The following is a 19,354-nucleotide window of genomic DNA, read 5'->3' as shown; positions in this document are numbered from 1 at the left end:
TAGTTATTCTATAAAAATTAGTGTATTGGGCATTAAAAATGAAATAAAATTCAAAAGGTTGTTGGGGCGTTCAGTGACTTTTGACAAAATGGGTCCTGATCAATTACTACTCAAATACCGCTTGTTGCCCGCTTTGGTGATGTAATATTTTCCTCCGCGCGGGCCGGTATAAACCTTTTCCCCGGCAGGGCCTTTCTGACTCTTGTCAACGGCAGCTTTGTAGTCTTCCGGAACGGCTTTGACTTCCTTTTCGACTCGCGTGGCTTTCTCCGTCTTTTCAACTTTGACGTTTTTCTCAGCTCTAACAGCGACTTTCTCTTCTTTTATGGCCGCTTTCTCCGCCTTGCTTTTGAAGGTGCCATCGGGGTTGCGTTCGGCCTTTGCGGTTTTGGTCTCGGCCTTTGCGGTTTTGGCCTCAGCTTTCCCGGCCTTCTTAAACGTGCCATCGGGGTTGCGATTGGAAGCCATTTTGTCGGATTTGGCTTCTTTCATGACCGCTTTATTGTCCGATTCGTTGGCGGCTTTTTGGGCTGCTTTGCTTTCTTTCCGGGCGGATTTGGTCTCGGCGGTTGTCTGTGCTGTGGCATTTAGAACCAGCATGGACAGCATCAGAACGAGAAATGACGGAATCTTTTTCATCGTTTTAGAAAAGTATAGGGTGAAATGGTTGGAAATAGACTATTAAATTATTGCTTTTTCAATACAGAATGCGAAAATTCCAAACACTTTAAGCTCATTTTAATAAATTCGCTGGCCGTTTCTCATTCACTTGAAAAATGAGCTTTTGGTTTTTTTGTCGGTAAAACAGTCTGATTCCAGTGAAATGCCAGTTTTTGAACGTTTTTCAGTGTTGTTGTTGGGTGTTCTCATGCTCATTTTGAGTTCCTGCGGGAATGAGCGGGACGCAAAGCACAAGCGAGAAAAGAAGATCTCAGAATCCATCGCCGTATTGGGGGCTTTGCCGGAATCGGTTATCGATCCGCCGGACAACCTGACGAATGCGAAAAAAGTCGAACTGGGGCGGTTTCTGTTTTATGACCCGGTTTTGTCCGGCAACCGGGATGTTGCCTGCGCCACCTGCCACCAACCCGAATTCAACTACGCGGAGTTTCTGGAAACCTCCATTGGCGTCAACGGAACCGGCAGCGACAGCAAACGGCAGTTCCGGCTTCCGAACACCATTCCGTTTGTCAAACGAAACTCCCAATCCATTCTGAATACCGCTTTTAACGGAATCAAAAACCACGGCGAATATGATCCCCGGCTGGCTCCCATGTTCTGGGATATGCGGGCCAAAAGCCTGGAAGAGCAGGCCTTGCTACCCATTACCACACTGGAAGAAATGCGCGGCCATTCGTTCGCGGAAGAAGCGGTTCTGGACGAAATTATCGCCCGAATCCGAAAGATTCCGGAATACCAGACGCTGTTTTCCGAAGCATTTTCGGGCGAAACAAACCCGGTTCACGCCAAAAATATGGCGAAAGCGATTGCTGCCTACGAGCGAACGCTGGTGGCCAACAACTCCCGCTTCGATCAGTATATGCGGGGCGATAGTAACGCGCTCTCGCTGAGTGAAAAGGAGGGACTGAACCTGTTTCTGAAAACCGGCTGTGCCAAATGCCACAACGGCCCGATGTTGTCCGACTTTAAGCTGCACACCCTGGGCGTTCCCGATACGCAAAACCGGAAAGAACCGGATGCCGGCATCAACAACGACTACGCCTTTCGGACGCCAACCTTGCGCAACCTTCGCTATACGTCCCCTTACATGCACAGCGGAAAATTCGTCACGCTGGAGCATGTTCTGCAGTTTTATGAAGACATTTCGGGCGGAAAAATCCTCAATCCGCACGTTTCGGCCCGCCAGATGGACCCGCTGGCCACGCAGATGAACGTGAATTTCCGCGACATTTCCGGCATCGTTGAATTCCTGAACACGCTCAATGACGATACCTTCGACAAAACCGTGCCGACCCGCGTTCCCAGCGGTTTGAAAGTCAAAGGGAATGTGGATTGAACGGTTTTACTTCAGCGTCTCCTTCAGCCACGAAAAGAACTCCCGCTGCCACACCAGCGCGTTCTGCGCACTCAGCACCCAGTGGTTTTCGTCGGGCAGATAGAGCAATTTGCTTTTGATGCCCCGCAATTGTGCGGCCTGGAAAGCCTGCAAACCCTGCTCGATCGGAACGCGGTAGTCACGGCCCCCCTGAATGATAAAAATCGGCGTGTCCCAGCGGTCCACGAAGTTGCTCGGCGACTGGCTGTAAGTCCGCTGGGCGGCTGCGTTCTTTTTGTCCCAATACGATCCGCCAAAATCCCAGTTGACAAAAAACAGCTCTTCGGTGGTGCCGTACATGCTCTTTAAATCAAAGACGCCATCGTGCGAAATGAAGGACTTAAACCGCTTGCTGTGAACTCCCGCCAGCGCAAAAACCGAATAACCGCCAAAACTCGGACCGACGCAGCCCAAGCGGTTTTTGTCCACATACGGTTCGTTGGAAACGGCATCGATGGCGCTCAGATAATCCCGGATCACCTGCCCGCCCCAGTCTTTGCTGACCTGCTCGTTCCACTGGGTACCGTGGCCCGGCATACCCCGGCGGTTGGGTGCCACCACGATATACCCCTGCGATGCCATCAACTGGAAATTCCAGCGGTAGGAATACATTTGGGTCAGCGCCGACTGCGGCCCCCCCTGGCAATACAACAACGTCGGGTATTTTTTGGACGCGTCGAAACCGGGCGGATAAATGACCCACACCAGCATCTTTTTGTTGTCGGTGGTCGTTACAAAACGGCGTTCGGTTTTGCAGATTCCGGTGGTTTTCAACACGGCATCGTTCACGTGGGTGAGCTGCGTCATCGCGCCGTTTGCCAGATCGACCGTGAACAGTTCGGCCGGGTGGTTCATGTCGGTGCGGGAAACGACGAGGGTATTCGCCGATTGCCCGACGATGCCGGTGACGTCGAAATCGCCTTTGGTAAGCTGCGTAATGATCGGCATCATTTTCGTGAGTCCCGGATACGTCACCTTGAACAACTGAATCGTGCCGTCGATCGGTGCCGTGAAAAAAAGCGACGAACCGTCCTGGCTCCATTTGAAGCCCTGAACGTGAAGGTCGTCCCGTTGGCCGGTCAGGTTCATTTTGGTGACGCCGTTCCAGACGATCAAATCCTGTTTGTCGGCTTCGTAGCCGTCGCGTTTCATTTGCAGCCAGGCCAGTTGCCCTTTGGCGTTGTAGTCGGGATTGACGTCGTAGCCTTTGTTTTCTTCGGTCAGATTCTGGGTCGTTCCCGTCGTGATGTCGTATTCGTACAGGTCGGTATTGGTACTGACCGCGTAGGCCGTGCCGGTTTTTTTCTTGGTCACATACACGATGTGCTTGCCGTCGGGATTCCAGATAAAATCTTCGTCGCCACCAAACGGTTTTTGCGGGCAATCAAACTTTTCGCCCGGCATAATATCTTTCCCCGTTCCCGGTTTTCCGTTTACCAGCGGAGCCACGAAAACATGGTCGTATTTGCCGTCTTCCCACGTATCCCAGTGGCGGTAATTCAGCGAGGTGTAGACGTAGGCATTCGATTTTTTCAGATCAGGATATTTGTCGGTGCTGGCAATGTCTTCCAGTTTTACGGCTTCGCTGCTGATGATAAACTTGCCATCGGACGAAATTTTGGTGTTGACCAGTAAGCTGTCGGCGTTTGAAATTTCGGTCGCCGGACCTCCAGTCAACGGTATTGTGTAGGTTTTCCGGGCACTTTTGTTTTCCTCCGCGTTCGGTGTACTGACGGAATAAATAACCGAGGTTTTGTCTTTGGAAATGCCCAGTCCCGACACCCGGCCCCATTTCCAGAGTTGTTCGGGTGTGAGCGGATTTTGTGCCTGCGTAGCCAGTGAGAGCAGCAAAAAGCCGCCAAGCCATCCTGTTTTTTTCATGGGAAATCAGAAGAAGTCTTTCAGCTTCAAACATACGGATAATCCGGCATTTTCGGACGGCGCACCCACTGGTCCGTTTCCGGTCTGAGGAATTGTCGGGTGTAACTGATAAAAAGTAGGTCGTTACATGGAAAAACTATTGTTATTTTTTGTACAGGCAATCAAAAACTTGCCTTATGTTTACGGTCGGTTTTAGGGGAAAAACGGGCCGAATTTCGTATTTTTGAAAACTGAACCAGGCCCCACCGGCCCCCCTGAACCCGGTTTTTAATTCTTTAATTTTCACCGGATGAAGCGGTTTTCAGGCGTTTTATACCTCTTGGTAGTGGGGATACAAGGTTCATTCGGGCAAGGCTATCAGCAGGTGAAAGGCCAGGTCGTGGACCAATCGACGGGAAAACCGGTCGAATTTGCCTGCGTCAGCGTCAGTGGCAAAGCCTGGGGGACACTGGCGAATCGGGAAGGGCGGTTTTTGCTGAACTACCCTAAAATCGATTCGCAGAAAGAAGGCATCATTTCGGCTGTGGGCTACCAGAATGCCAAACTGGTCCTGCGAAACCTGAAACCGATCGATTCCATTGTCGTAAGTCTGGAGCCGGTGCTTCGGGCAGACCTGGCGGTTTCGTTCCGGAGGCAAACCGACGGACGGTTGCTGGTATTTTCGGCCCTGAAGGCCATTCATGCCAATTTTCAGGCGACGCCCACCGTGTTGACCGGTTTTTACCGCGAGACGCTTTCGACCGATACCGTTTGCTGGACTGTACGGGAAGCCATCCTGAAAGTGGAGAAGTTACCCAAAATACAGACCGAATTGCCGGAAAAAGTAAAGCTGGTGAAAGGGCGGCAGTACGTACGGAATCCGTTGCCGAAAGCGTTGGAAGGATACGCGTTTCCGAACGGAGCCGCCATCGTGACGCGCAGCATGGATCTGGGGCCGCCGGAGTATTGGGACGGTGACAACCTGAACGACTACGAATTCCGGCTGGATTCGGTTCTGACCGCCAGCGACAACCGCCCGGCGTACCGGCTGGCGTTTGCCCCGGTGGCAGGTCGGCGGGTTCGGGCAGCCCGGAAAGGCGAGGTGTTGATCGATACCGCAAGCCGGGCCATTGTCCGGATTGCGTATGAATTTACGCCCGAAGCCGCGGGGGAGGTGTTGAAAACCAATCTGAAAGCGGTTTTTGAGAACCTGACCGGTCGTTCAAAAAAGGAAGTAAAACGGATTTATAGTCATAGCCACTATCGCCAGTTGAACGGCAAATGGTTTTTGCAGGACTCCCGGCTGGTGCTGGAAACGCAGTTTTCGGTTGCCGCCAATACGCCGATGATGGCCGTCATTGCCCTGCATTTTGGCACCGGTGAATATGCCAGATCCAACGGGCAGGCCGTTCAGGAAACGGAGGTGCTGACGACCACTGAAAACCTGCCGAAGCAGACCGGAAAGTTGGATGACCGCTTTTGGGGGAATTTCAACACCATTCTGCCAACAGAGGCCGAACGATTGATTTTGCCCCTGCCCCCTAAAGGGGAAAGGACGCGAAACCATCCGGAGTGAGCAGCGTCCTCTCCCCTTTAGGGGGCGGGGCAGTGACTTGCCGCTGACAGGGTCTTCGACCGCTGTCAGGGCGGGCAAAACCAACAAAACCAATGAACGAAACACAAACGCTGAAACCGGTTGATTTCCTGAAGCAGTACTACGGTTACGACCGGTTCCGGCCCATGCAGGAAACCGTCGTCCGAACCTTGCTGGACGGCCGCGATTCGCTCGTGCTGATGCCGACGGGTGGAGGAAAGTCGGTGTGCTTTCAGATTCCGGCGCTGATGAAACCGGGCGTCTGCCTGGTGGTGTCGCCCCTGATTGCACTGATGAAAGACCAGGTTGAAGCCCTGTTGCTGAACGGGATTCCGGCGGCTTTTCTGAACAGCACGCAGAGCAGCCGTGAGCAGCGGGAAATTGAGCAGGATTGCCAGGCCGGCAAATTGAAACTGCTTTACGTTTCGCCCGAAAAAATGCTGTCGGAATCGTTTTTTGTGTTTCTGAAGACCTTGCAAATCAGTTTATTTGCCGTCGACGAAGCCCACTGTATTTCGTCGTGGGGACATGATTTTCGCCCGGAATACACGCAGTTGGCAATGCTGAAAACGCATTTTCCCGACGTCCCGGTGGTCGCTCTGACGGCCACCGCCGACAAACTGACCCGGCAGGACATCATCAACCAGTTGCATCTCACAGATCCGGAGGTTTTTGTGGCATCCTTCAACCGTCCGAACCTGAGCCTGAAGGTGTTGCCCGGACTGAAACGGATTCAGCAGATCGAACGGTTTCTGGCTATGCAACCCGATAATTCCGGAATCATCTACTGCCAGAGCCGGAAATCGACGGAAAGTCTGGCGGCCAAACTCCAGGAAAAGGGCTACCGGGCCGGGTATTACCACGCCGGGATGAGTGCCGAAAGCCGTTCGCAGGCGCAGGAAGAATTCGTTCGGGACGACATTCGCATCATCTGCGCCACCATTGCGTTTGGCATGGGCATCGACAAATCCAACGTCCGCTGGGTGATTCATTATAACATGCCCAAAAACCTGGAAAGCTTTTACCAGGAAATCGGCCGGGCCGGGCGCGACGGTTCTGCCGCCGATACGGTTTTGTTCTACAGCTTTGCCGACGTGGCAAGTTGGAAGGAAATGCTGTCCGAAAACGCTCCGGCTAACCTGGGGTTGCAAATGGCGAAACTGGAGCGCATTCAGCAGTATGCCGAAGCGCATTCGTGCCGGCGTCAGGTTTTGCTGAGTTATTTTTCGGAAGAGCTGAGTGAACCCTGTGGCAACTGCGACGTCTGCCAGAACCCGCGGGTGATGTTCGACGGCACCGTGCTGGCCCAGAAAGCCCTCTCGGCGATTGTTCGGCTGAAGGAACAGGTGCCGGTCAACACGCTGATCGACGTTCTGCGCGGTTCGCGGAACCAGACGGTGATGCAAAATAAGTATCACCTGATTAAAACCTACGGCGCGGGCAGCGATCTGAAGTTTGACGAGTGGCGGAGTTACATCCAGCAACTGATCAACATCGGGGTTATTGAGATTGCCTACGACGATCATTATGCGTTGCGACGCGGCATTCTGGCGGATGCGGTTTTGTTCCAGGATCGGAAAATTCAACTGATCAAACCGGAAGATGCGGCCCAGCTCAAAGCCGAACAAAAACCGAAGACCAAAACCGAAACGGTTCGCGACGATCTCTTCGAGCGACTGCGGGTGTTGCGGAAACAACTGGCCGACGAACAGAACGTGCCACCGTATGTGGTTTTTACGGATTCGTCGCTGGAAGAAATGAGCCGCCTGCGCCCCACCACCCCCGAAGCCTTCCGAAACGTGAGCGGGGTGGGCGACCGGAAGCTGCAATTGTTCGGGAAACGGTTCATGGAAGTCATTGCCGGGTTCCTCACCGGACAGGCGCGCGAGGGCACGACTTTGAAAGGCTCGACGCATTTACTGACCTTCGAACTCTACCAGCAGGGCAAAACCGTTGACGAAATTGCGGAGGAGCGGAAGCTGTCTTCGTCGACCATTGCGATGCATTTAATCTACCTCGCCGGCAACGGATATGAGGTCGACCTGGCCGGTTTGGTCGACACCGCCGACCGCCTGGAGATTGAGCGGGCCATTGCCCGGGTGGGCGTGGAAAACAACGCATTAAAGCCCGTTTATGACGCGTTGCAGGGACGTTACGACTACACTAAAATCCGGATTGTGGCCGCCCTGCTCGGCCGTATTCTCTGAGTATTCTATGGCGTTAGTAGGATTGCCGTTTAGTAATTTATACAGACCTGAATTTGGTAAAGTCCAGAAAATCAACTAGCTTCGTATGAATGACTTTTTATTAAACCGTGACCGTCGTGTTGACGTAAACAACAACTAAGTCTGTTTTGATAAAAGAAGCAAGTATTATTCTGATGCTGTCGACGCTTAAAACCATTGGTTTGTCGGCACCTCTGGACGTACATTCAAGAGAGTTTACGTCCCATTCCAATGGCACCGTTAGTGTAAGGTTGCCGGGAACTGAAACGATCCAAAGTTTACAACCCGTACAATTTTGTGGGGAGTTTGTTCCCCTTCGGCAGTCCAACGTTACCAGACGTTGGGTAACGGTTTTACTCAAACAATCCCGTCATCGGGATTATCTGCTCCGGCTTCGAAAACGAGCGGTAAAGTTTTTTCCGGTTATCGAACCCATTCTGGCCAAGTACAACATTCCCAAAGACTTTAAGTACCTGCCTTTGGTTGAAAGCGACTTGTCGGGCACCAGCACATCTCCCAAAGGGGCGGGTGGCTACTGGCAGTTGATGCCCCAGACCGCCCGCGATAATGGTCTGATTGTCAGACATGGACTCGACGAACGGAGGGATCTTTACAAGTCGACGGTAGCCGCCTGCCGGTACCTGCGCGAATTGCACCGCGAACTGGGTTCCTGGACGCTGGTGGCTGCCGCTTACAACAGTGGCGTTACCCACGTTCAAAACCGCATCGATCAACAGGGCATCCGGAGTTATTACAACCTGCGGCTCCACCGCGAAACCAGTACGTACCTGTACCGGGTATTGGCCTATAAGGAGTTGCTAACCCGTCCGCGGATGTACAGCGATATGCTGAGCCCCGCCGTGCTGGCCGACCTGACCCGGCCTTTACCGGGCGAGCGTTTCCAGCCGGGTGTTGAACCGATTATTCGGACCTCCGGCGAACCCGGTCCTGAACCGGAACCCACCTGGGGGCCGCGCAGCCGGAATCTGCTGGAAGAAGCCCTCGCGCAAATCAGCGGTGAATCGGACGATACCAGCGGTGCTTCGGATGCCGGTTCCACGTCCATGACCGCTTCGCCCGCCCAAACCCCGACGGCGATGGCCGGATTGCTGGGTTTACGGGTACTACGCTTCCGCCGGACGCGGCTGTGGCAGGTTTTCCTGGCCGCCAAACGCAAAATGCAACCCCTCTTCGATTGGGATTGGGTGTAGGAGCCGGAATGATTTCAGTGTAAAAAAGGGACGCTCGCGTCCCTTTTTTTGTTGGTATTGGATTGATTTTTAGTCTGTTAGATGATTGGTAAAACAGGGAGAAGAGTAATCAGTCGCATCCGTCTTTCAATGCGGGTCAGGAACATGCCAGCGGGTTTGAACCGGGTCAATAACTCGTGGGCAAGTAAATCCGGAAAACCGCTCCCTGGCCTTCCTGACTTTCTGCCAGAATCGCTCCAAAGTGATTTTCAACGACTTTTTTTACGATCGCCAACCCCAGACCCGTTCCGGCGTACTGGCTGTTCTGGCTGTGTAATCGCTGGAACGCTTTAAAAATCTGGTGGCGGTATTCGGTTTTGAAACCAATGCCGTTGTCCTGAACGCTGATTTCATAAAACCGGATCGTTTTCTGGAGCGGTTTTAGCGCGACGGGCAAAACCGGAAAAACCAGCCCTGCCGGCAATTCGCCCAGTCGTACTTCCCGAAACGAAAGATGAATGTGGGGCGGGGTGTCCGGGAACGAGAATTTCAGGGCATTAATGAGCAGATTCTGAAACAGTTGCCGCAACTGGCTCACACTTCCCTTGATAGTTGGAAGGGGAGCCACTTCAACGACGGCGTTTTTATCCTGAATCATCAGTTCCAGGTCTGAGAGCACGTCGCTGATCAACGGGTTCAGGGCCACCGCAACCGAAGCGGGTTTCTGAGTGGAAAGCCGGGAATACGTCAGCAAATCCTGAATCAGCCCGGACATGCGGCTGGCGGCCGACTGCATCCGCTGCAAAACCGTGGCGCCATCGCCTAACTGGCTGCCATACTGATCGAGAAGCAGATCACCGAATGCCTGAATTTTCCGCAGAGGTTCCTGCAAATCGTGGCTGGCACCGTAGGCAAACTGCTCCAGCAGTTCGTTGGATCGCAACAAATCCTCATTGGACTTTTTCAACCGCAGTTCCTGCAATTTACTCTCCGTAATGTTCATAAACGTGATCACGATCTGGTCGGTGCTTTGCCGGACGGCGGCTACCGTAAACCAGGCTTCCAACCCGTTTGCATCGATGTAATATTGCGTGGTTTGGTCGGTTTTTCCCGTTTCAGCCACCCGCTGGTAGAATTCGAACAGGCCGGATTCGATGTTGCCGGGGAATACCTCCAGCAACCGGTGTCCGGCAATCTTCTCGGGTGGCAGGAACAAATCCCGTTCGACAGCCCGGTTGGCGGTTTGCATCAGAAAATCGACGATTTGCCCGTTTTCGTCCCGGATTGCCCGCATGGCGATGGTACTATTCAACGATGCGTCCAGCGTTGCCCGCAAGAGATCAGCCTGTTCCTGCTGCGCTACCCGGGCCCGTTTCTGGTCGGTAATGTCTGCGAATGAAAGCACGATACCTTCCTGTAGCGGAGTGGCTGTGATGAGAAAACAACCGTCACAAGCCTGGTCTCCGTAAGGTAATTCGACCAATTTGGATTCTTCTGTCTCAATGGCGTCTACATACTGTTGAAACAAGCCCAGTTCCTTGGCGTTCGGAAACCAGTGCATCAACGACTTTTCCATGATCTGGTTCCGTTCGATACCCAGCAACTGAGCGAGTCCCTGGTTGGCAATCCGATACGAAAAATCAACGATTTGAGCCTGTTCATTGCGAACGGGGACGCAATACGCCATGACATTTTGTGAAGCATCCAGCATCGATTGCATCAGAAAAAGTTGTTCTTCTGCAGACGTCCCATTTATGGAATTGGTTGGTGTAGAACTCATAATGTGTGGATCGGTGCGACTTCCTTCCGGAATAAACTAATGAAAACCGCCTTTTGTGTCGTCCGGTGGCTAAAAAAGTAGCGAAGAAATGGATCGATTTTCGTTCTGTATGCCTTTCCACGAAAAAACCGTACCTTAGCGGGCCTAAAAAAACGGATAGAAATCCGCTCATTCCCTACTCCTCAACTCAGGCAATGAAACGAAACGCATTGATCGGTATAGTGGTATTGCTGGCCGCCGGAATGGCTATGGCCCAGAAACCGGTTCCGGTGAAAAGTACCTGGACGAGTGTGCCAACCGTCACCAAACCAATTGCCGACAGTACGGCGCGTCCGGAAGTCTTTCTGGAAAATGCGAAAGTACACGTGGTTGCCGTTAACAATGCCGATAAACTGTTCCTGACTTTCCAGTTGGATAACGACCAGGATCAGTTTAAATCCCTTCTGTTTGGCAGCACCATCTGGCTCGATCAGAAAGGCAAGAAAAAAACCTGGCGCGGCATTCAGTTTCCGTTGCCCGAAGAAATGGACCCCGCTACCGGGCGCCCCGTGGCGTTGGGCGCCAAAGCCGGCCCCACAGATCGGTCGACGATGACCAAACAACTGATTGACCGCAAAATCGAGATGAAACTCATTCACCTCGTCGCCGAAGATGAAATGCTGGTGTCGGCCACCGGCGATCCGTCCGGTATTACGGGTCGACTGGAAGACAAAGCCGGTCGGCTGGTCTATCACCTCACCATCCCCCTGGCGTTGCTCAATGCCAAGCCCGGTTCGGGCGAACCCCTGGCCATCGGTTTTGAATCCGGCGTTCCGGAACGGCCCAAGCAAAGCTCGTCCAATTCGAGCAACATGGGCATGGGCGGTATGGGTGGTGGCATGTACGGTGGCGGTATGTATGGCCGGCGCGGCATGTACGGCGGAGGAGGGGGAGGGGGCTTCAGTGGCCCCACGATGTCGCCGACCCGGTTTGCGTTGACGGTAGAACTGGCGGCTCAATAAGCCACTCATGGCATTTGGCACAGCTTTTGGTAGGGTGCGGATGAGATTTCTCTATCCACCGCACCACCATGAAACCCATTTTCTTCCTTTTGCTGACGCTGTCGATTCCCCGGCTGGCGGCTCAACCGCTGCATTTCGTTGGTGTATTTCCCGCCCTTTCCCAAACGGGTACCCTGAGCAAAAAAATTCTGTATTCGGTTTACGCGTCTGCCACGATCGACGCCTTTGATCAGACCGTCGAGAACATTCGCTACCCGGCTACGAACCTGCAGCTCTACGTTCAGCCCGGGATTGTCTACAAAATCAAACCGGACTGGCAAGCAGCCGTTGGGTATGCCTACGCCCGGCATAATCTATTCGGGCTTCGGGTCAATGAAAACCGGCTTTGGGCGCAGACTGTCTACAACCACGCGCTCCCGAAAGGCCGTTTGGCGCATCGCTTGCGGTATGAAGAACGCTATCCGCTGAACCTGAAGACCAACATTCAGTCGAAAGCAACGCTGCTTCGGTACCAACTGGGTTATCATTTCCAATTATACGATTCAAAAACGCAGAAGCAAGGGTTTTCGATTTCGGCATCCCACGAAGTTTTCCTCTGTCTGACCGGTGCAAAAAACAGCCCAGTCAGTTCGAAAAATGCCTTTTGTGGCGAAAACTGGTCGTATGCCGGTGTGGGCTACACCACGGCGAAAGCCGGGCGCATCGAAGCGGGATATATGCTCCAGAACTTGGTTCGCAACCCGCAGCGAGACCATCGGTACCTGCACCTTTTCCAGATCACCTACCATTCCACGTTTCGGCTGGATGACCTGCTGGTGTGGTTATATACGCCTTATTGAAAGAAGTAACTTCGCTTGAAAATTTTTACAATAAGTAGCAAGATTCCAAGGATATCGTATATTTGAGTAAATTTTACCGAATAAAGATTTGTGAAACGGTTTATCTCCTTCGGTTTATTCGTTGTTTTGCTTTACCACATGCTGGGGCATCTGCTGGTGCTCGTCAGTATGCAGTGGCAGGAACAGCATGAATTGTCGGAACGGGTCACGGTTTTTTCGTCAGTCGATCACATTGTCGAGTTCCAAATACCGCTTCAAAAACACCCCAACGAGGCCATTCTGACGCAGAGCAAACCGGAAGGGTTCAAATACCGGGGAAGTTTCTACGAAATTGTCAACCTGGATGTCTCGGGTGATACGCTGCACATTTCCGGCTACGTCAATAAGACCAAATCTTTCTTCCAGCGGGACTTGCTTTCCTTCGTGAAGGAGCAGTTTGCGACCGGAACGTCTGAATCGGCTAAAAAAGCCAATACCCTGCTTAAATTATTTTTAAAGGAATATTCGCCCATCAACCGCGCCCGTACCTGGTTTTTTCTCTACGAGTGGAACGAGAAGCTGGTGCGAATTCCGTCGTTTGCTTCCCATTTGTCGACCCGCAGTCTGCCGGTTTATTCTCCTCCCCCCGAGTTGTTGTCCTGATGAATTCATGATTCGCCGGTTTTCTGCGACCTTAGGTGTCGTGGCTGAATCGTGCGCATTCGTTCTCGTAAGCCGCTAAGCAGGTGCGGGTTATCATTCGTTGCCCCGAACGGGTTCGATGGTAAATTCCATATGCTGCGGGTATTCATCACTGGTTTTTATCCATCCGTTGGAAGATTGGTGGGCCTTCTGGCCACACCCTCCCTCCACGTCATGACCATCTCAGACAACTCAAAGCAATGAAATTGTTTTACCGATTATCAATGGCATTCCTGTGCCTGTCCCTTCTGTATACCCAGGCACTGGCGCAGGGTTGCGTAGCCGTTCGGCACATGGGCTGTGCCGTGCCTGGCAATGCCACCTCAGCCGATTTTTTCAAACAGCGCACCGGCCAGTGGCAGGTGAACATGGGCTACCGGTATTTCCGGTCGTTCCGGCATTTCAAGGGCGACGTTGAGCAGAAAGAGCGCCTGGAGCAAAATACGGAGGTGATTAACATTTCCCATGCCCTCGATCTGGGTATCACGTACCTGGCAACGCCCCGGCTATCCTTTTCCGTGAACTTGCCGATTCAGTACAACGACCGCTCTTCCTTATACGAACATTATGGCAATGCGGTAACGGCCAATCCGGAGCACAAGCGGTTTCGCACTGGTTCGCAGGGCATCGGCGATGTTCGGTTTTCGGGCAGCTACTGGCTGGTGGATCCGGCGAAATTTTCGAAAGCCAATCTGGCGCTGGGCGTGGGGGTTAAACTGCCGACCGGAAATCCGGGCGTAACCGGCGATTTTCACAAACTGGACAAGGAGAAAAGAGACTACATCGTGAACAAACCGGTCGATCAGTCGATCCAGTTGGGCGATGGGGGGGTGGGTTTCAGCGTGGAAGGGCAGGGCTATGCGCAGCTTACCGGCGGTCTGACAGCGTATTTTTCCGGCTATTACCTCTTTAATCCCCGCGAAACGAACAACGTGCTGCGTAATCCCGAAGCGACGACCATCGATCTCGTAACCGGTTATTTCTCGGTGGCGGATCAATTTGCCGCCCGGGTCGGTCTGAGCCAGTCCATTTCCGTGATTCCGGGTCTGGCCGTGATGCTTGGCGGTCGCGTAGAAGGCATTCCGTCGTCGGATGTTTTTGGGGGAAGCAAAGGATTCCGTCGACCCGGTTACATTGTGGCCGTTGAACCCGGCCTGGCCTACATGCGCGGCAAATTCTCGGCCACGGCAACCGTCCCGGTGGCGCTCTACCGCAACCGGATCAAAAGTTACTCCGACAAACTCGATCCGCTGGGTGTTCGTCACGGTGATGCGGCTTTTGCCGATTATTCCGTCTCCGTTTCGCTGAGCCGCTGGTTCTAGACATTTCTTATCGGTCTTTCCGACACGTATCCACCTTTCAATGCAATGAAAAACTTTATCAAATTACTGGTAGTCAGTGCTGTATTAGCAGTTGGCGAGGGGAAGGCGCAAATGCCGCACGATGCCATTTACATGTCTAAAGGTTCGGTTTGTGTGGCGGCTATGTATGGCAAAAGCACCTGGACCGATTACTGGGAAAACTCGCTCAAACGCTCCAATTCCAACATCGGGAGGCATACGACCCAAAACGTGATGCTGATGCCTGCCATTGGAATCACCAACCGGTTGAACGTCATTCTGAGCCTGCCGTATGTCTGGACGGAAACCAGTGCCGGCAATCTGCTGGGCCAGAAAGGTCTCCAGGATCTGTCGGGCTGGTTGAAATACCGGATTCTGAAGACGCACGGTTTTTCGCTGCACGCCGTAGCGGGAGCCTCGCTGCCGGTGGGCAATTACGTCCCGGATTTTTTGCCGATGTCGATTGGATTGCAGTGCCGGACGGTTTCGGGGCGGCTGATTGCCAATTACAAGCACCCGAAAACCGGTCTGTACCTCAACGCGCACGGCACCTACCTCTGGCGGAGCAACATCAAAGTAGACCGCGATGCGTACCAGGCCGATGGCCGGGTGTACAACACCGACGAAGTGAGTGTTCCGAATGCCTATGACGCTGGCCTGCGACTGGGGATTCTGCGGAAAAAATGGCAGACCGAATTCTGGGCCGAACGCAGTTCCTGCACCCACGGCGACTACATTCGCCGGCATGACATGCCGTTTCCGACCAACAACATGCAGGCCACGACGGTGGGCTGGTATGGAAAAGTGCAGCCCAAAAACATCGGCGTCAACGCCCGTGTGGGCTATGTTACCGACGGCCGGAATGTCGGGCAGAGCACGAGTTTCACGGTGGGCGTGCTGTATCTGTTTACGTTGTAAAAAGGATGGACGGGGAATGGCGTTCGGTTCATGGCCCCAGATTAATCAAGAAAAAGTATGAAAATCTATATCAATAGGCTGAAAGGAGCGATCGGCGTTTTTGCCACGGTGGCTGTTCTGACGTCTTGTGACAAAACCATTGAAGAACCCCAGCGGGTGGGGTATGCTCCTGCGTCGGTCGACGAAAAAGCGGGTTCCTGGAAAACGTATCAGCTAACCTCGGCCACTGAAATAGCGGTGGCGGCCCCCAAAGCGGTTTCTTCCCCCGAATACGTGGCCGAACTGGCCAGTTTGAAGCAGAAATCCGCCAGCCTGACGAAGGAACAGCAGGAAGCCGTCGTTTACTGGGGTGCCGGGGCCGTTTACCGCTGGAATGAGATTGCCCGCGAACTAGCGGCCCGGTATAACATTCCGCCGGCCTACAACGCCGAGGGGAAATACCCGGTGCCCGACGCGGCCAATCCGTTGGCTGATCCGAAGTTTCCGTTTGCCAATCCACCGTATGCTTCCCGCGCCCTGGCCTACCTGAGTGTGGCCCAGTATGACGCGCTGGTGGCCGCCTGGAACTACAAATACCAGTTCAAACGGGCCGCACCGTCGAAAACCGACGCCACGATTCGGGTGGCCCTGCCGGTTTCCAGCATTCCGACCTATCCCTCGGAAGATGCCGTCGTGGCTGCCGCTTCGGTGACGATTCTGAAGGCGATGTTTCCGGGCGAGGTGCCGTATCTGGAAGCCCGCATGAAAGAACACCGCGAAAGCCGTTTGTGGGCCGGTATGAATGTGGAAAGCGATCTGGTTGCCGGGGTTGACCTCGGAAATGTCGTGGCAGCCAAGGTAATGGGCCGCGCCCGAACCGACGGGATGGCCGCTGCGAACAACCAGACGTTGACAGCGGGCATGATCGAAAAAGCCAAAGAACGGGGTCTTCGCGAAGCCTGGGTGAGCCAGGAATTGCCGCTTCGCCCACCCATGCTGCCGAATTACGGGGCCGTCCTGCCGTGGAATTACACCAAAGCGGATCTGGAAAAACTGCGGGCCGTGCCACCTCCGGCGCTGGACAGTCCGGCTTTTCAGAAAGACCTGGAGGAATTGCAGACCATTCAGAAAAACCAGACCCGGGAACAGGCGCGGATTGCCAATTACTGGGCCGACGGAGCCGGAAGCTACACGCCCCCCGGCCACTGGCACCGTACGGCGGCCAATGTGAGCCACGAAGCCCGACACAGCGAAGTCCGGATGGCGCGCACGCTGGCTCTGCTGGGAACGGCCGAAATGGATGCGGCCATCACGTGCTGGGACTCAAAATACTATTACTACTACCCCCGTCCGCAGCAGTTTAAAGTGAAGACGTCCGTAGGACTGCCCAATTTTCCGTCGTACACCTCCGGGCACTCGACATTCTCGGGAGCGGCCGCCACGGTGTTGGGCTACTTATTTCCTGATCAGGCGGAAACCTTTACGAAACAGGCCCAGGAGGCCTCCGTGTCGCGCATCTACGGATTGATTCATTATCGTTTTGATTGTGAGGCTGGCTTAAAGGCTGGAAATGAAGTTGGAAACTACGCCATCGCCCGCGCAAAAGCCGACGGATCCGGACTTTAATCCGCTACAGCATGGACTCTTGGAAGAAGAATACGCGTATTCCGGGGATCACTATGGGCTTGATGATCAGCCTGACCGGTATCGGGTTCGCCCAATCGCCAGCCCCGAAACCCGCTGCCGACACCCTGCGTAGCCAAACCTTGAAAGAGGTAAACGTAACCGGGATTCGGGAGGGGGTCACGCAGTCCCTGCCCGATGTGCAGGGTACGTATCTGCTGGGTGGCAAACGGACCGAGGTGGTGCGGTTGGGGGAAATTGACGCCAATATTGCCGAAAAAAACGCCCGGCAGGTGTTTGCGCGGCTTCCGGGTTTGTTCGTCTATGACATGGACGGAACCGGCAACCAGACGAACGTTGCCACGCGCGGGCTGGACCCGCACCGGTCCTGGGAATACAATAGTCGCCAGAACGGGGTTCTGACCAATTCGGACATGTACGGTTATCCGGCCAGCCACTTTTCGCCCCCGATGGAAAGCATCGAACGGGTCGAACTGGTGCGCGGAACGGCTTCCCTGCAATACGGTGCGCAGTTTGGCGGAATGCTCAATTACGTGACGAAGTCGGGCGACACCACCCGCCGGTTTGGTTTTGAAACCATCAATTCGGTGGGTTCATACGGCTTGCGGAGTACATACAACGCCATTGGCGGTCGAATCGGGAAGCTGACGTATTACGGCTATTACTACCGGAAGCATTCGGACGGGTATCGGAAAAACGCAACGTCGAACGCCCAGGCCCAGTTCATGAGCCTACAGTATCAGGCCACGAAACGGCTCCGGATCAGTGCGGAATTGGGTCGCTCGGCGTATGTTTACCGCATTCCGGGTCCGTTGACGGAAGACATGTTTGCGCAAAATCCGCAGCAGGCCACCCGAAACCGCAACTACTTTAACCCCGACATCTGGGTGCCGTCGCTGCGGCTCGACTGGCAGATAACGGATCGAACCCGGCTGATGTGGCTGACGTCGGCCGTATTGGGCCAACGAAATAGTGTTCTGTTCGATGCATTGGCCAATGTGCCGGATACGCTCATCAAGGCAACCGGACAGCCGCGAAACCGGCAGGTCGACATCGATAACTTTCACAGTTATACGTCCGAATTGCGCTTGCTGCACGCGTATCAGCTTGGGAATGTGACCGCTACCGGCGTGGTGGGTGTACAGCTCATGAACAATGATCTGAACCGGCGGCAGCAGGGGAAAGGCACGACCGGCTCCGATTTCGACTTGTCGATCACCGGACCATTCGGGCGCGACCTGCACTTTTACACCAGCAACGTGGCGGTTTTTGCGGAAAGTCAGTTTCACCTGACGCCGAAGCTGACCATTTCGCCCGGAATTCGGGTTGAAAGCGGCTTGACCCGGTTGCGGGGAACCATCAGCTATTATGACCCGCTGAAGCTGCCGAACGACATCGACCACCGGTTTGCCCTGCTCGGAATCAATGCCCAATACCGGTTTCGCCCGGAACTGAAAGTGTACGGCGGCTGGTCGCAGGCCTATCGCCCGGTGATTTTCAAGGATATTATTCCGACCTCGGTCTACGAACAGGTCGATAAAAACCTAAAGGATGCGACGGGGTATAACGCCGAAATCGGCCTGGAAGGCTACTGGCAGGGACTGCACGTCAACGTGAGTGCGTTTTATCTGCCCTACCGAAACCGCCTGGGGAGCCTGGTGCTGACCAATCCGGCGGGCGAAAGTTACGTGTTCCGTACGAACGTCGGCGACAGCCGTACCAAAGGCGTTGAAGCATTGATCGAAGCCCGGTTTTACCGAACCAACCAGTTTACGCTGACCGGTTTTACTTCGACGGCCTTTGTGGATGCCCGTTACCACAACGCCCGCGTTTCAACGGGAGCCGATAACCAAACCATCGATGGTAACCGGGTGGAATCGGCTCCGCGCTGGACCAGCCGCAACGGGTTAACCGCCCGCTACCGCACGTTTAGTCTGACCGCCCAGTTTAGCTACGTCAGCGAGACGTTTTCTGACGCGTTGAACACTCCAGAACCGACAGCCAATGGGGCCCGAGGTCCCGTTCCGGCCTACGGCATCTGGGATTTGAACACCACCTGGCGGATCGGACGGCGTTTTATGCTGCGGGGAAGTATCAATAACCTGCTGAATACGGCGTATTTCACCAAGCGTCCAACCTTCTATCCGGGGCCGGGAATCTGGCCCTCCGACGGTCGGACGGGTGTGTTGACGCTGGGAATCAAGTTGTAAGCCGAAAGCAGCCGTTTTCGGTGCGATTCGTTCACCT

Annotated in this window: 14 protein-coding genes; 11 read left to right on the top strand and 3 right to left on the bottom strand. The window is 54.0% G+C overall.

Going from position 1 to position 19,354, the window contains the following annotated elements; translation table 11 throughout:
* Positions 1-99: 99 nt before the first annotated feature.
* On the bottom strand, positions 100-639 hold the full coding sequence (locus F0P93_RS22690) for a hypothetical protein (protein ID WP_150880026.1): 540 nt from the start codon (positions 637-639) through the stop codon (positions 100-102).
* 184 nt (positions 640-823) lie between these two features.
* Here F0P93_RS22690 and F0P93_RS22685 point away from each other — a divergent pair, with 184 nt between their 5' ends.
* Positions 824-2,017, top strand: a complete 1,194-nt coding sequence (locus tag F0P93_RS22685; protein WP_150880025.1) for a cytochrome-c peroxidase — start codon at positions 824-826, stop codon at positions 2,015-2,017.
* Between the two features lie 6 nt (positions 2,018-2,023).
* On the opposite strand, the gene F0P93_RS22680 is transcribed toward F0P93_RS22685, so the two are convergent.
* A complete protein-coding gene (locus F0P93_RS22680; RefSeq protein WP_150880024.1) occupies positions 2,024-3,937 on the bottom strand; it encodes a S9 family peptidase in 1,914 nt (637 codons plus the stop codon).
* 289 nt (positions 3,938-4,226) lie between these two features.
* Here F0P93_RS22680 and F0P93_RS22675 point away from each other — a divergent pair, with 289 nt between their 5' ends.
* From F0P93_RS22675 to F0P93_RS22665, 3 genes are all read left to right on the top strand, one after another.
* Positions 4,227-5,492: a carboxypeptidase-like regulatory domain-containing protein gene (locus F0P93_RS22675; RefSeq protein WP_150880023.1), complete on the top strand. Its 1,266-nt coding sequence runs from the start codon at positions 4,227-4,229 to the stop codon at positions 5,490-5,492.
* 92 nt (positions 5,493-5,584) lie between these two features.
* Positions 5,585-7,717 carry a DNA helicase RecQ gene (recQ, locus tag F0P93_RS22670; protein ID WP_150880022.1) on the top strand — a complete coding sequence of 711 codons (2,133 nt, stop codon included), beginning with the start codon at positions 5,585-5,587 and terminating at the stop codon, positions 7,715-7,717.
* A 146-nt stretch (positions 7,718-7,863) separates the two neighbouring features.
* Entirely contained in the window at positions 7,864-8,946 is a 1,083-nt protein-coding gene (locus F0P93_RS22665) for a lytic transglycosylase domain-containing protein (protein WP_150880021.1), read from the top strand.
* A 166-nt stretch (positions 8,947-9,112) separates the two neighbouring features.
* On the opposite strand, the gene F0P93_RS22660 is transcribed toward F0P93_RS22665, so the two are convergent.
* Positions 9,113-10,705: a sensor histidine kinase gene (locus F0P93_RS22660; protein ID WP_150880020.1), complete on the bottom strand. Its 1,593-nt coding sequence runs from the start codon at positions 10,703-10,705 to the stop codon at positions 9,113-9,115.
* Between the two features lie 194 nt (positions 10,706-10,899).
* Between F0P93_RS22660 and F0P93_RS31560 the strand changes: the two genes are divergently transcribed.
* The 7 genes from F0P93_RS31560 to F0P93_RS22625 all read left to right on the top strand — a co-directional run bounded on the left by F0P93_RS31560 (position 10,900) and on the right by F0P93_RS22625 (position 19,317).
* On the top strand, positions 10,900-11,706 hold the full coding sequence (locus tag F0P93_RS31560) for a hypothetical protein (protein ID WP_191908890.1): 807 nt from the start codon (positions 10,900-10,902) through the stop codon (positions 11,704-11,706).
* Positions 11,707-11,774: 68 nt separating this feature from the next.
* Positions 11,775-12,545: a DUF2490 domain-containing protein gene (locus tag F0P93_RS22650; RefSeq protein WP_150880019.1), complete on the top strand. Its 771-nt coding sequence runs from the start codon at positions 11,775-11,777 to the stop codon at positions 12,543-12,545.
* A 90-nt stretch (positions 12,546-12,635) separates the two neighbouring features.
* Positions 12,636-13,187, top strand: a complete 552-nt coding sequence (locus tag F0P93_RS22645) for a hypothetical protein (protein WP_150880018.1) — start codon at positions 12,636-12,638, stop codon at positions 13,185-13,187.
* A 239-nt stretch (positions 13,188-13,426) separates the two neighbouring features.
* The gene (locus F0P93_RS22640; protein WP_150880017.1) at positions 13,427-14,548 is read left to right on the top strand and encodes a hypothetical protein; all 1,122 of its coding nucleotides are present in this window, start codon (positions 13,427-13,429) and stop codon (positions 14,546-14,548) included.
* 45 nt (positions 14,549-14,593) lie between these two features.
* Positions 14,594-15,484 carry a hypothetical protein gene (locus F0P93_RS22635; protein ID WP_150880016.1) on the top strand — a complete coding sequence of 297 codons (891 nt, stop codon included), beginning with the start codon at positions 14,594-14,596 and terminating at the stop codon, positions 15,482-15,484.
* A 57-nt stretch (positions 15,485-15,541) separates the two neighbouring features.
* On the top strand, positions 15,542-17,089 hold the full coding sequence (locus F0P93_RS22630) for a vanadium-dependent haloperoxidase (RefSeq protein ID WP_150880015.1): 1,548 nt from the start codon (positions 15,542-15,544) through the stop codon (positions 17,087-17,089).
* Between the two features lie 11 nt (positions 17,090-17,100).
* Complete coding sequence (locus tag F0P93_RS22625; RefSeq protein WP_150880014.1) at positions 17,101-19,317, top strand: TonB-dependent receptor family protein; 2,217 nt, start codon at positions 17,101-17,103, stop codon at positions 19,315-19,317.
* The last annotated feature ends 37 nt before the right edge of the window (positions 19,318-19,354 follow it).

The sequence above is a fragment of the Larkinella humicola genome (genome assembly GCF_008727875.1).
GTDB lineage: Bacteria > Bacteroidota > Bacteroidia > Cytophagales > Spirosomataceae > Larkinella > Larkinella humicola.
This window is presented reverse-complemented; position numbering and strand designations above follow the sequence as displayed.

What these genes read in the sequence shown, in the direction of transcription:
- F0P93_RS22690 (WP_150880026.1), bottom strand. Translation starts at nt 639, where the DNA reads ATGAAAAAGATTCCGTCATTTCTCGTTCTGATGCTGTCCATGCTGGTT.
- F0P93_RS22685 (WP_150880025.1), top strand. Translation starts at nt 824, where the DNA reads ATGCCAGTTTTTGAACGTTTTTCAGTGTTGTTGTTGGGTGTTCTCATG.
- F0P93_RS22680 (WP_150880024.1), bottom strand. Translation starts at nt 3,937, where the DNA reads ATGAAAAAAACAGGATGGCTTGGCGGCTTTTTGCTGCTCTCACTGGCT.
- F0P93_RS22675 (WP_150880023.1), top strand. Translation starts at nt 4,227, where the DNA reads ATGAAGCGGTTTTCAGGCGTTTTATACCTCTTGGTAGTGGGGATACAA.
- recQ (WP_150880022.1), top strand. Translation starts at nt 5,585, where the DNA reads ATGAACGAAACACAAACGCTGAAACCGGTTGATTTCCTGAAGCAGTAC.
- F0P93_RS22660 (WP_150880020.1), bottom strand. Translation starts at nt 10,705, where the DNA reads ATGAGTTCTACACCAACCAATTCCATAAATGGGACGTCTGCAGAAGAA.
- F0P93_RS31560 (WP_191908890.1), top strand. Translation starts at nt 10,900, where the DNA reads ATGAAACGAAACGCATTGATCGGTATAGTGGTATTGCTGGCCGCCGGA.
- F0P93_RS22650 (WP_150880019.1), top strand. Translation starts at nt 11,775, where the DNA reads ATGAAACCCATTTTCTTCCTTTTGCTGACGCTGTCGATTCCCCGGCTG.
- F0P93_RS22640 (WP_150880017.1), top strand. Translation starts at nt 13,427, where the DNA reads ATGAAATTGTTTTACCGATTATCAATGGCATTCCTGTGCCTGTCCCTT.
- F0P93_RS22635 (WP_150880016.1), top strand. Translation starts at nt 14,594, where the DNA reads ATGAAAAACTTTATCAAATTACTGGTAGTCAGTGCTGTATTAGCAGTT.
- F0P93_RS22630 (WP_150880015.1), top strand. Translation starts at nt 15,542, where the DNA reads ATGAAAATCTATATCAATAGGCTGAAAGGAGCGATCGGCGTTTTTGCC.
- F0P93_RS22625 (WP_150880014.1), top strand. Translation starts at nt 17,101, where the DNA reads ATGGACTCTTGGAAGAAGAATACGCGTATTCCGGGGATCACTATGGGC.